Origin of the sequence: Sphingomonas brevis (genome assembly GCF_023516505.1) — a bacterium.
In the GTDB taxonomy this organism is placed as follows: Bacteria; Pseudomonadota; Alphaproteobacteria; order Sphingomonadales; family Sphingomonadaceae; genus Sphingomicrobium; species Sphingomicrobium breve.
On sequence record NZ_JAMGBB010000001.1, the window covers coordinates 324398 to 336178 of the forward strand.

At 63.7% G+C, this 11781-nt stretch carries 9 protein-coding genes; 4 read left to right on the forward strand and 5 right to left on the reverse strand.

What is annotated here, in order from left to right; genetic code table 11:
* The first annotated feature begins 73 nt into the window (after positions 1–73).
* The 3 genes from LZ518_RS01760 to LZ518_RS01770 all read left to right on the forward strand — a co-directional run bounded on the left by LZ518_RS01760 (position 74) and on the right by LZ518_RS01770 (position 2911).
* Positions 74–988: a diiron oxygenase gene (locus LZ518_RS01760; protein ID WP_249914331.1), complete on the forward strand. Its 915-nt coding sequence runs from the start codon at positions 74–76 to the stop codon at positions 986–988.
* Between the two features lie 26 nt (positions 989–1014).
* Positions 1015–1578, forward strand: coding sequence for an OsmC family protein (locus LZ518_RS01765; protein WP_249914332.1), 564 nt, complete (start codon positions 1015–1017; stop codon positions 1576–1578).
* Between the two features lie 499 nt (positions 1579–2077).
* On the forward strand, positions 2078–2911 hold the full coding sequence (locus tag LZ518_RS01770; protein WP_249914333.1) for a hypothetical protein: 834 nt from the start codon (positions 2078–2080) through the stop codon (positions 2909–2911).
* A 15-nt stretch (positions 2912–2926) separates the two neighbouring features.
* Here the strand turns inward: LZ518_RS01770 and LZ518_RS01775 are convergent, their stop codons facing one another.
* The 4 genes from LZ518_RS01775 to LZ518_RS01790 form a co-directional block, all read right to left on the reverse strand.
* A complete protein-coding gene (locus LZ518_RS01775; protein ID WP_249914334.1) occupies positions 2927–3469 on the reverse strand; it encodes a GNAT family N-acetyltransferase in 543 nt (180 codons plus the stop codon).
* Entirely contained in the window at positions 3462–5069 is a 1608-nt protein-coding gene (locus LZ518_RS01780) for an MASE4 domain-containing protein (RefSeq protein WP_249914335.1), read from the reverse strand. Before LZ518_RS01780 ends, LZ518_RS01775 begins: the two co-directional genes overlap by 8 nt.
* 61 nt (positions 5070–5130) lie before the next feature.
* Positions 5131–7314, reverse strand: coding sequence for a TonB-dependent receptor (locus LZ518_RS01785; RefSeq protein WP_249914336.1), 2184 nt, complete (start codon positions 7312–7314; stop codon positions 5131–5133).
* 131 nt (positions 7315–7445) lie between these two features.
* Positions 7446–7979, reverse strand: coding sequence for a hypothetical protein (locus LZ518_RS01790; protein WP_249914337.1), 534 nt, complete (start codon positions 7977–7979; stop codon positions 7446–7448).
* Between the two features lie 493 nt (positions 7980–8472).
* On the opposite strand from LZ518_RS01790, the gene LZ518_RS01795 reads away from it, so the two are divergent.
* The gene (locus LZ518_RS01795; protein ID WP_249914338.1) at positions 8473–10533 is read left to right on the forward strand and encodes an alkaline phosphatase D family protein; all 2061 of its coding nucleotides are present in this window, start codon (positions 8473–8475) and stop codon (positions 10531–10533) included.
* A 117-nt stretch (positions 10534–10650) separates the two neighbouring features.
* Here the strand turns inward: LZ518_RS01795 and LZ518_RS01800 are convergent, their stop codons facing one another.
* Positions 10651–10977 carry a GIY-YIG nuclease family protein gene (locus tag LZ518_RS01800; protein WP_249914339.1) on the reverse strand — a complete coding sequence of 109 codons (327 nt, stop codon included), beginning with the start codon at positions 10975–10977 and terminating at the stop codon, positions 10651–10653.
* Between the last annotated feature and the right edge of the window lie 804 nt (positions 10978–11781).

The window sequence follows — 11781 nt, forward strand, 5'->3', positions numbered from 1 at the left end:
GCGCTGATGTTCGCTGGCCTGTCGTTCGGTGCCGCGCTCTTCCCATTGATCGCAGCGTAAGGGGGGCGAGGTCATGTTTCACGATTTCCAATATCCGACGATCCTGGCGGCATCGAACCGCGCCGCGTGGCAGATTGACGATGTCATCGGCCCCGACGCGACGCTCGATTTCTCCAAGCCGTTCATGCCGGAGAATCTGGCGCGGACCGACCGGCTGTACATGCTGTCGGCGAAAGAGCGGCTGACGCTCAACCATATCCGCGCGCATGAATATCTGAGCCTGTTCGGGCTGGTCGAGGAATTCATCCTGCCGTTCGTGCTGGACCATGTCCGTGCCGACCTGCCCGACAATGACGATGTCCGGGTGCGCGCGCTGCTGCAGTTCGCGGCAGAGGAGGCCAAGCACATCCAGCTGTTCCGCCGGTTCCACCAGGCATTCACGCAAGGCTTTGGTTCCGATTGCTCGATGATCGGCCCGCCGGAAGCGGTCGCCGAGTTCGTGCTGGGCAATGACCCGCTGAGCATCGCGCTGTTCGTGCTGATGATCGAGTGGATGACCCAGAGCCACTATGTCGACAGCGTCCGCGGCGAAACAGAGCTCGACCCGCTGTTCGCCAACCTGCTGCGCTGCCACTGGATCGAGGAATCCCAGCACGCCAAGCTCGACACGTTGATGGTCGAGGCGCTGGCCGCCGGCAAGACCGAGGCCGAGCTTCACCAGGCGGTCGACGGCTTTATGGCGATCGTCGGCTTCTTCGACCTCGGCTGCCGCCAGCAGGCCAAGTTCAACCTCGACGCGCTGGAGGCCAAGATCGGCCCGCGGCCGAGCGAGGCGGACCGGCTGGAGCTGATCGAGCTGCAGCACCAGGCGCTGCGGTGGACCTATCTGGGCTCAGGCCTGGTCCACAAGGAGTTCCGCAAGGCCCTCGGCGCGCTGTCGCTGAACCAGCTCGCGCGGATCGACGAGCTCGCCCCCAAATTTTCGTGAACCCAACCCCTTAAAGGAGAATGACCATGTTGAATCCCGTACAAAAGGCCATCGTCAACGATATTGACCTCGACAGGCTGACCAAGCTGGTCGAGGACGCCGCGGTCACCCCGGCGCTCGGTTTCGAAGTGACCACCAAGTGGGACGGCCAGTTCCGCAGCAATAGCAAGGTCGGCCCGATCCGCTTCGGCAACGGCGACGTCGTCGTCCGCGACTATGTCATCAAGGCCGACGAGCCCGAGGAAATCCTCGGCAGCAACGAGGCGCCCAACCCGCAGGAGCTGCTGATGGCGGCGCTCAACGCCTGCATGACCGTCGGCTATGTCGCCGGAGCGGCCAAGCGCGGCATCAATCTCTACAGCCTGGAGATCGAGACCAAGGGCACGCTTGACCTGCGCGGCTTCTTCGCGCTGAGCGAAGCGGTTCCGCCGGGCTATCCGAAGCTGGAATATATCGTGCGGATCGCCGGCGACGGCACGGCCGAGCAGTTTGCCGAGATCCACGCCGAGGTGCAGGCGACCTCGCCCAATTACGACAATATTGCCCGGGCGATCCGCATGGAAGCCAGGCTGGAGGTTGCGTCGAGCTAGGCGCGGGGCCGCGCTGCCTCATGTGAAGACGGCTCTCACCCCCTGTGGAGCCGCCCTTCCAATCCCCCCAACCAAATGGGTCAGCGCGTTCGCGCCGGGACCGGCCTCGTAACCCCACGAGGCCGGTCCCACGCTTTTTGGGGGAAGGGGAGTTGGTGCGCAGGGCAGCGAAATAGGCGCTCAAGCGCTCGGTTGCTCATGGTGAGACGAAAGACCCCGGTCGTCGGGGGCCGACCGGGGACTTCCATCCGTCTTTTGCCCCCCGATTAGAAAAGCGCGACCCCCTTAGCCGACGCTCCCCAAGGGAAAACGGACGCGCAACGATATCAATCGCCGCGCGGAGTCACAGTTATCCGAAGTTAGGGATGGCCTGTCGCATTAAGTGAAATTCAGCGGATTTCGCGCGGACATTTTTTCGGGAAAATACCGATAGCATGCGCCCGCCAACTGCTGTCTGGCGCGGGTTGACCTCCCTCAATTCAGTCCAGCAGGAGGACAGATGGACGTTCGGGCGAGCAATAGTCGAAAGCAGCGCAAGTCGGCCTGGTTCCGCGCGGCTCGGTACGGCGCCTTGCTGGCGCTGCTGGTGTCGGTCGCCGCCGACATCGAGGCCCGCGGCGGACGCGGCGGCGGCGGGGGTTTTCGCGGCGGCGGGGGCTTTCGCGGCGGCGGATCGACCAGCATGAGCCGCGGCAGCGACTTCGGCCGTGGCTCCTACGATCGCGGATCGGGCAGCTACAGTTCAGGCGGTTCGTTCAGCCGCAGCGGTAGTTACAGCAAACCTTCGGGGCTGGACAACAAGCCGTCCGGGCTGGACGGCCCGAGCGGTTCCCGGGGCACCAATTGGGACTCGATGACCAGGGTGCCCAGCGGCGGCGGCGGATCGGCTTCCCAGCTTCCCGCCAACCGTCCCGGCGGTGGCGGCGGGTCGGCCTCGCAGCTTCCAGCCAACCGTCCCGGCGGCGGCGGCGGCACGCAACTTCCCGCCGACCGGCCCGGTGGCGGCGGATCGGCTTCACAACTTCCCGCCGACCGGCCAGGGAGCGGGGGCGGAGGCACGGCGTGGCGGCCCGATTGCCCGAAATGCAGCGACGGCGGAGGCGGATGGGTCGATCACCCTATCGCAGCCGGGATCGCGATCGGCGCGATCGCCGGCGCGGTGGCGATCGGCTCGACCTATTATTACCTGCCGGTTGGATGCCCGCCCTACTATTGGAACGACATCAACTATTATTATTGCGGCGGCGTCTATTACCAGCCGCAGTATGAGGGCGACACGGTGGTTTACGTGACGGTCCCGGATCCTTCGGGAGGGCAGCAGCCGGCGAAATAGCGGCCTGGCCGCAGATCATGGCTCGACCTCCGGCGGAATTGAATCGCCGCTTCCCACCGCCAACTGCATGTAAAGCGTGTCGAGCCAGCGGCCGTGCTTCCGCCCGACCGAGCGCATCCGGCCGGACTCCACGAAGCCGGCCCTGGAATGCAGCGCGACGGACGCCGGTTCGGCGCCGCCAATAACCGCGATCATTTGGCGGAAACCGGCAAGCTCGGCAGCTTCGATCAACGCGGCAAGCAGCCGCCGGCCGACACCCTGACCGATGCTGGCCGGGGCAATATAAATGCTGTTTTCGCAAGTCGTGCGATAGGCCGGACGGTCGCGAAACTGGGTGACGTAGGCATAGCCGACGACAACCCCGGATTCTTCGGCAACGAGGAACGGCCAGCCACGATCGATACATTCCGCGATCCTTGCGGCCGTTTGCTCAGGCGTCCGCGGCAGCGTGTCGAACGACGCCGTGCCGTGGGCGACGTGGTGGGCGTAGATTGCCGCGACTGCCCCGGCGTCGCCAGGGATTGCGGGACGGATGGCGACCCGCGCTTCCTCAGGCAATTGGCGAGCCCCGGACAGCGGTCACTGTCGAGCGGATCGGCAATTGTATGTTGAATGTCGCGCCGTGGAGCTTGCCAGGCGCGGCCGATATTTTTCCGCCAAGTTCCTCGATGATCGTCCGGGACAGCGAGAGGCCAAGCCCGGTCCCGGTCGACTTGGTGGTGAAGAAAGGATCGAAGATGCTGGCCAGCTTGGCGGGGGCGATGCCGCCGCCGGAATCGCTGACTTCAAGCTGCAACCTGCCGCCCGATCGCTCCGATTTGATCGCGATCGTCCGGGCCCGCCGCCTGGTCGTGCTGAGGGATTCGATGGCGTTGGTGAGGAGGTTGATCAGCACCCGCTGCAACTGGACCCGGTTGGCGAGGATCGGCGGCAGGTCATCGTCCAGCGAAAGCTGCAGCGAAACCCGGTGGACGCCCATTTCCCGGTCGAGCAGCGCGGCGGTTTCGCGCACCAGCTCGTTAAGGTCGACTTCGCTGATCGATCCGGACTCCGCGGAAAACATCGCGCGGATGCTCTTGATCACCTCGAAGGTGCGATTGCCGGCGTCGATCGTTTCGCGCATCGACTGGGCTGCCCGGGCCGTGTCCGGCTGCTCACGGTCGAGCCAGCTGAGGCCGGCCGATGCGCTGAGCTTGGCGGCGGCAAGCGGCTGTCCGACCTCATGGGCGATGGCGGCCGCCACCGCGTCCATCGACATCAGTCGTGCATCGCGCTCCCGATCGCGCGCCGCCGTGGACAAGGCAAGCCGCGCGTAGAGGCGGTTTGAGTCGGCGATCAACGCGAGCATGACGATCAGGTTCGAAGCCAGCATCATTCCGAACAGGCAATAGAAGCCGAGCGTGAAGCGGGCATAAAGCGGCATGTTGAGCAGGGACTGGGCCAGCCAGGCGGCGAGCGCGACCATCAGCCACATGTCGAGCACCGACCGCTTCTGGCGGTAGAGCAGATACAGCCCCGTCGCCGACAGCGCGATGACGACCAGGTTGAGGACGACCAAACTCGTCCACACGCCCCGCGTCGCATCGACGAAGATTGGCGGCAGCAAGTCGTGGCCGGAAGTCGCCAGGATAGTAGCCAGCACCGCCAGCGCCATCGCTCCCAACACCGCTGGCAGGACGCGCACTGGCAAACGCTCCGCCTCCACCAGGGCGGTGGAGTCGGTTCGTTTCAACAGGGCGTATATGATGATTGCGGTAGGAAAGACGGTCCGGCGAAAGACGGCGAGCCATGCCGCCGTGCTGATCTTTGCGCCGAGCAGGCCATCGGGACTGAACGCGCCGGGAAAGGTCAGGGCGTGCGGAACCAGCAGCAGCGCGGCGAAGACATAGCCAGACGCAAGTACGACCAGCGCTCGCGACCGAAACACGGCGGCCTGGGAATATAGCAGGGCGCCGATGATCAGCTCGTCGGCGAACATCACCGCGTCTATCGACGGTGGAAAGGCGTTGCTGCTGGGCAGGGGAATATTGGCAAATGGCAGAATGATTAGGACAGCAGCGAAAAGCCCGATGACGATGGCGACTGCCAGCCGGATTTCCAGCCGGCCGGGCGGTGTGTCGAATAGCCCCAGATTTTCCCGCGCCACCATCTCTCCCATCAGGCGAGACCGAAGGCTAACTCGATTTTCCGGCGAAACCTAGTGCGGGGCATTGGCTACGTCAGAAGGAATAGGATGCCGAAAGGCCGAAGCGGCGCGGCTCGGCCGGCCGTTGCAGCACGCCGGTCGTGGGGAAGGTCACCAGCGTCGCATAATAATGGGCGTCGGTGAGGTTGAGCACCCACAGCCGGATCGCCGGGCCGCGGCCGGCCGGCCGCCACTCGGCTGACAGGTCGAGCGTGGCATAGCCGCCTTGCCGGACTTCATTGTCCGGCTCGGCATAATAGCCGTCATTGTAAGCGAGGTTGCCGGCAAGCAGCAGCGTTCCCGACCTGCCCAGGCCAAGCCGCTGGGTGACGCCCAGATTGGCCTTATACTCCGGCGCGAAAGGCAGGTGGTTTCCGGTCGCGTCGCATTGCACCGGCGAATAGAGGGCCACGGCATCCTGGCTGTAATCGGTGCAGGTCGCATTGTCGAAGCGATTGAACCGGGCATGCAGCCACTGCGCGCCGAACGACAGGTTGGTCGATAGACCGACCCGCGCGGCAAGCTGCAGATCGATTCCGTAGATGTCGGCAGTGGTGGCATTGGTCGTGACCGAACCGGCAGCAGTGAACGCCGAGACCTGCAGGTCCCTGTAATCATAGTAGAAAAAGGCGGCGTCTGCCTTGAATCGGCCGGCAGCGTCGGCATATTTGAGTCCCGCTTCATAATCGTCGAGCGTTTCCGGGGCGAATGCCGGGGCCTGCGGCGACTGCAGGTTCCAGCCGCCGCTCTGGAAACCGCGACTGACGACGGCATAGCCCAACAGGGCGTTCGAGAAATCATGGTCGACGGACGCGCGCCAGGTCAGCTTGCGGAAGCTGCTGTCCTGCTCGAGCGGCTCCTCGTCGAGCAGGGGCAGGCCAGGAACCGGGCGGACGAAGGGCGGATTGTCGAACAGGCGCTCGCCGCGCGCATCGACCGAGCGATGCTCGATCGTATAGCGAAGGCCGGCGGTCAGGCGGGTCGACGGGCCGATCGGCAAGGTGCCCTGGCCATATGCGGCGTAGGACGAGACCTCGCCTTCGTCCTCGATCGACTGAAAGGTGCGGCCGCCGCGATCCGCCGAATAGCTGCCGCCCAGGGTGAATGTCGTCGGGTCGTAGCGTTCCTCGAGGCGGAGATAATAGAGGCCTGCTACCCAGCGAAAGGGTGAAGCTTCGCCCGACCGGAGCTGCAACTCCTGGGTGAACTGATCCTGCCTGGCATCGGGGTCGCCGGTCAGCAGCGGCTCCGGCCCGAGATCGAGATCGGCATGGTAGCGCGCCTGCATCCGGCGCAGGGCGGTGAGGCTCATCAGGCTGATGTCGCCAAGCTCGGCGTCGGCCTTCAGCGAGACGCCGCCATATTTGAAGTGCATCCGGTTCGATCCGTCATGGTCGCTGTCGCGGAAATCGAGCAGGCGCGGATTGCCGGCCGCATGAAATCCTTCGACCGGCAGCTGGGTGAAATCCTGCTCGACGTCCTGATAGTCGCCGGCCAGGGTCAGGGTCAGGCTTTCCGTCGGACGCCAGAGCAATTTGCTGCGCGCGACCAGGCTGTGGTCGACCTCGCCCTGGTCCTTCTTGCCGGTGAAGAGGTTGGTGCCGTAGCCGCCGTTCCGCGACAGGCTGACGGCCAAATTGCCGGCGATCAGGTCGTTGCCGCCGGTAAGGTAAGCGTCGCCGCGAAGGTAGCCGTAAGTGCCGACGTGAAGCGCGATCTCGCCACTCAGTCCCGGATCGGGGTCGCGGGTGATGACCTGGATCACGCCGCCGGTCGTATTGCGGCCGAACAGCGTCCCCTGCGGGCCGTTCAGCACCTCGATCCGATCGATTCCGCGAAGGTCGAGCAGGGCGCTGATCGCCGAAGCGAGATAGACTCCGTCGACATAGGTGGCGACGCTGTTTTCGACGCCGAGGGTGGAGCGCTTGCCGACCCCGCGCAGGAAGGGCTGGGTGAAGGCGCCGGTGCGGGTCATGTGGAGGCTGGGGACGACCTTGCCGAGGCTGGCCATGTCGGTCGCCTGATAATCCTCCAGCCGCTTGCCGGAGAGGGCGGTGAGGGAGATCGGAACGTCCTCGGGCGGCTCCGGCCGGCGCTGGGCGGTGACGACAATCACCTCTCCCGTATCGGTGGCGGGCGCGGCCTGCTCGGCCGAGACGCGGTCGGGCAGCGCCAGGCCGAGCCACGCGAATGCATAAAGGAATGGCCTTGCGGACACCGCAAGCCGCTCAGCCCTGAAAGCCGCCGCCGACCGAACTTCAGCGTCCGAAGATAGCCATGCCCCCGTAAACTCTCCCAGGTCCGAACCTAACCTAGGTTATACTACATGCCGCAGAATGCTGGGACCAGCTAATGATTGCCGTTGAGTCTCTTCCCAACCGCCAGCTGGGCGAGGAAATCCTCCATCATCGACGAAACCTTGGACGCCGATCCCAACAACACGGGAGAACCCTGGCCGTACCAGGTGGCCCAGACCTTGTCGTCTTCCAGGCTGAAGATGATGCCGCCCGGACTCTCGTCCTCGCCCGGGACGTGCATGGCATGGAACAGGGCGCGCGCCACCATCACGAAGCCGATCATTGTCCCTGACGCGAGCAGGAACATTGCCGAGCTGGGCAGGAAGCAGTGAGAAGCCAGCATCGCCGACGGCGTGCCGACGAAAATGAAACCGAAGAACAAAGCGCAGGCGAGCGCGACCAGGCTGGCCAGCCACCAGCGCAGCAGCAAGGCGGCGAGCAGGACGAACGGCAGGAAAATGGTGAATTCGCAGCCCACCACCATGTCGTCGATCGCGAAGCGAGTCGCGGTCGCCGCTGAAGTAGCGGCGATCCCGCAGAGCAGTGCCAGCCGGCCAGTTAAAGGTGGTCCCTGGAGCCATCGCACGAAGCGGGCCCGGATCGGATGCGCCAAAAAGGGAATCTCGCAAAGCCTCCCATGGCCCGTTTAAAACCTATCTGATTGCCGGTGTATCGGGGCTAGTTCCGATTTTGCCTTAATTGCGGTCCCTTCGGATTTTTCAGTGTTGACCCCTAGGGGTCAGATGAGCAGCGACAGGACGACCAGCACGCCGGCGGCGCCGATGAACAGGCGCCAGAAATTTCCGTTCATTTGCAGCCTGCTTCCTTGAAAGCAAAAGCCCCCGGCCGTCGGGGCGGCCGGGGGTGGGGATCGGCATGATCTCCCCACCATGCCGAGGGCCAAGCTATGCCTGCCCAACGCTCGCCAATAGCTATCGTTGGATAGGGGGCCGGCCGGCCGTTCGTAGGGCGCTGCATGAGCGTTCGTCGAAACTTGCCGACGCCGGTCGTGAGCCGGTTGGCGGCGGGGAAATTCCGGGACCATCACCTCACAGGCATTTTTCAGGGGGAGGCGAACGATGCTCGACCGCCGGCAATTCATCCAGGCCGCCGCTGCAATGGGCGCCGCATTCGCCTGGGGCGGCCCGGCCCGCGCGTCGCGCGTCAAATGGACCGAGCGGCGCAATCTCTATCCCCACGGCGTGGCGTCGGGCGATCCCGATCCGCACAGCGTGATCCTGTGGACCCGCCGGCCGTATGAGGCGGGCAAGCGGCAAATGCTGACCGTTGAAGTGGCGGAGGATGCGGCGTTCCGACGGGTCGTGGCGCATGCGCCCGCGCCGGTCAGCGCCGCGTCCGACTGGACCGCCCGGGTGCTGGTCGGTGGCCTCAAGCCTTCGCACACCTATTGGTACCGTTTCACCGATGCCCAAGGGAATGGCAGCCGGGTCGGGCGGACGATTACCGCGCCGGCGGCGGACGATCCGCGGACCATCAACTTCGCCTTCGTAAGCTGCCAGGACATCAACGAAAGCAAGCTCAATGCCTACCGCCGAATGATCTTCGAAGACGAGCGGGCGCAGCCGGCAGACCAGATCGAATTCGTCCTGCACCTTGGCGATTTCATCTACGAGGTGGTCCAATATCCGGAGGAAGGGAAGCCCCGGTTCGACCGGAAGCTCTACGAGGTTGCACGGATTCCGGACTCGCTCAAAGTCCGTAACTATCATCTCCCGACGACGCTCGAGGGATACCGTGCGGTGTGGAAGGGCTTTCTCGCCGATCCCGACCTCCAGGATGCGCGGGCCCGCTGGCCGTTCATATGCACCTGGGACAATCACGAATTTTCTTGGCAGGGCTGGCAGAGCATCCTGAAAGCACCGTCGATTGAGCAGCCAGGGCAGACCATCAAGGTCGCGGCGAACCAGGCGTGGTTCGAAAATATTCCGGCGCGGGTGAAGGCGCCGAGCGGAACCTTTGACGAGTTCGGTTCCGTTGCCGTCAAGAACGTCAAGATCGACAAGTTCGGCGATGACGGCCTCGGTCTCGAGCCGAATAATATTGCCGCGATCAATAGCCTGATCATCTATCGTGCGCTGCGCTTCGGTCGCCATCTCGATCTGCTGCTCACCGACGAGCGCAGCTATCGCGGTCCGAACCCGTTCGAAGAGTCGGCGACCGATAAATTGGCTGACTGGGCCGATTACGGCATGTTCCCCGACGACCTGTTGCAGGCGCTTGACGGGGGACGCGCCTTCAACGGCGGCAATCCGCCTGCGGAACTGGAATTCAACGGCGCCAAGGTCCCTAACCCGAACAAGGACAAGCCGCCACAAACCATCCTTGGAGGGACTCAGAAAGCGTGGTTCAAGAACCGGCTGCGCACCTCGGGGGCGACCTGGAAGATTTGGGCCAGTTCGCAATGCACCCTGGAGCAGCGCGCCGATCCGGAGAACTTCCCCGAAGGGCTGACAAAACAGAAATGGCCGGCAGGAAGGTTCGCCAACGTGCAAGGCGGCGACTTCGGCAGCGCCTGGGTCGAGCGCAGCGAGATCTATGACCTGGTGCGTGACGCCAAGATAACCGGTCTGGCGATCGTTTCCGGTGACCTCCATAGTTTCTGGGCGGGTTACGCTTCTGCGCAATTGCCGCCCGGCAAGTTCGAACCGATCGGGCTGAGCTTCACCGGGGGATCTATATCGAGTGTGGGCGGCGCCGAAGCGCACGAGTATGTCATCAAGAAGGACGACAAATTCCGGCCGCTGTACCTTGCCGACCGGCCGGGCGCGGCGAAGCCCGAGCACACGTACAACATGATGTTGAGGCACGGGGTCCGGTCCTGCTTCGAATATGCCAAATCCTTCGATCGGGCGAAGGCGCTGGCCCTGGCCAACCCGGATGTCGCGCCGCACCTCGAGTTCGTCGATATCGGCGGGCATGGCTATGCCAAGGTGCGGCTCAGCAGTGAGGAGATGCGGACCGAATTCGTCTGCATCCCGCGCCCGGTGACGAGGAGCGAGCGCCCTGACGGCGGACCGCTGCGCTACCGCGTGGCGCATACAGCCAAGCTGTGGAAACCAGGCGAAGCGCCGAAGCTAGTCGCCGAGGTACTTGAAGGCGATCCGGGCCTTTCGATCTAGCGATTGGCCGCCGTCATCGCTTCAAGGCAGAATGACCACGGCTAGCCCGATGTACAGGCGTCACCCCGGCCTTGATGACCGGCATGCGGCACTGTCTGGGGGACAGTGCCGGTCCGATCATGGGTCCGCCTGTCTTCCTAGCGGCAATGGATCGAAGCCAAGATCCTCGGCAAGATCGCGCCAGCCGGGGTTGCCTGCGTTGACGAAATCATACTTCCACTGCCGCCGCCATCGCTTGATCTGCTTCTCTCGCAGGATGGCGGATTCCATCGTTTCATGGACCTCGAACCAGACCAATCTTTTGATCCCGTATCGCGCCGTGAAACCCTTCGTCGCTTCGGTACGATGCTGCCAGATGCGACCGATCAGATCGCTTGTGACGCCGGTATAGAAGGTGCTGTGGGAGGCGCGGGCTAAGAGATAAACACAAGGCTGACGTTCCATTGCCCAGAGTTCAAAAGGCAGGCAGACCCCGGGTCAAGCCCGGGGTGACGTTCGATTAATCCAATGACCGCAATGGGTCGAAAGCGGCCACACCTCATTCGTCATCCCGGACTTGATCCGGGATCCGCCTTTTCATTTGCGCCCAGAAAGGCAGGCAGACCATGACTGGACGGCACCGTCCCCCAGACGGTGCCGCATGCCGGTCATCAAGCCCGGGGTGACGCTAGGTACAACTGCTTGAGGGCGATCCGGGCCTTTCTATCTAGGCATTGGGTTTGCGGCGCCCGCCCAAGGCGAAATAACTCGGCGTGAAATAAGCAGTATTCAGAGCAGCAGGATCACGGCCAGCACCGAATAAAAGGCGATTCCGAAGGCGATGCACCACAACAGGGGATGCACAGGCTCTCGTCTGGTGAAGTTGTGCTCGGGATAGGACATGGGATCTCCCCAATTCGACCGAGCACTTGACCTATAGGATAGCTGCTGCTGCTATTCAACCGTGTCGAATCAAGGCCGGAGGGTTCCCACTTGTTCCGGCCTTTTAGGGCGCTGCCGTTGGTTACGGTGTTCGGCTTGCGGAGCTGATGCTTCGGCCCAGGGCTGGCGGCAGTGTCTTCCGCGCGGCGTTCGTCATCCGGCAGCAGATAGGCAGTTGGGTGCATATATAACCTATCTGGTAAAAATATCTTGACATCGTGACGCTCATCTGGCACAAGCAAGGCACAGTCGGAAAATGTGATTCGGGCCCTTCGACGGGCTCCTGAAAGGCCGGGCGCGAGGGCGCCGCGGCCTTTTTGCTTTGGC

Excerpts from the sequence above, each read along its gene's own strand:
- LZ518_RS01760 (WP_249914331.1), top strand. The coding sequence starts at position 74 with ATGTTTCACGATTTCCAATATCCGACGATCCTGGCGGCATCGAACCGC.
- LZ518_RS01765 (WP_249914332.1), top strand. The coding sequence starts at position 1,015 with ATGTTGAATCCCGTACAAAAGGCCATCGTCAACGATATTGACCTCGAC.
- LZ518_RS01770 (WP_249914333.1), top strand. The coding sequence starts at position 2,078 with ATGGACGTTCGGGCGAGCAATAGTCGAAAGCAGCGCAAGTCGGCCTGG.
- LZ518_RS01780 (WP_249914335.1), bottom strand. The coding sequence starts at position 5,069 with ATGGGAGAGATGGTGGCGCGGGAAAATCTGGGGCTATTCGACACACCG.
- LZ518_RS01795 (WP_249914338.1), top strand. The coding sequence starts at position 8,473 with ATGCTCGACCGCCGGCAATTCATCCAGGCCGCCGCTGCAATGGGCGCC.
- LZ518_RS01800 (WP_249914339.1), bottom strand. The coding sequence starts at position 10,977 with ATGGAACGTCAGCCTTGTGTTTATCTCTTAGCCCGCGCCTCCCACAGC.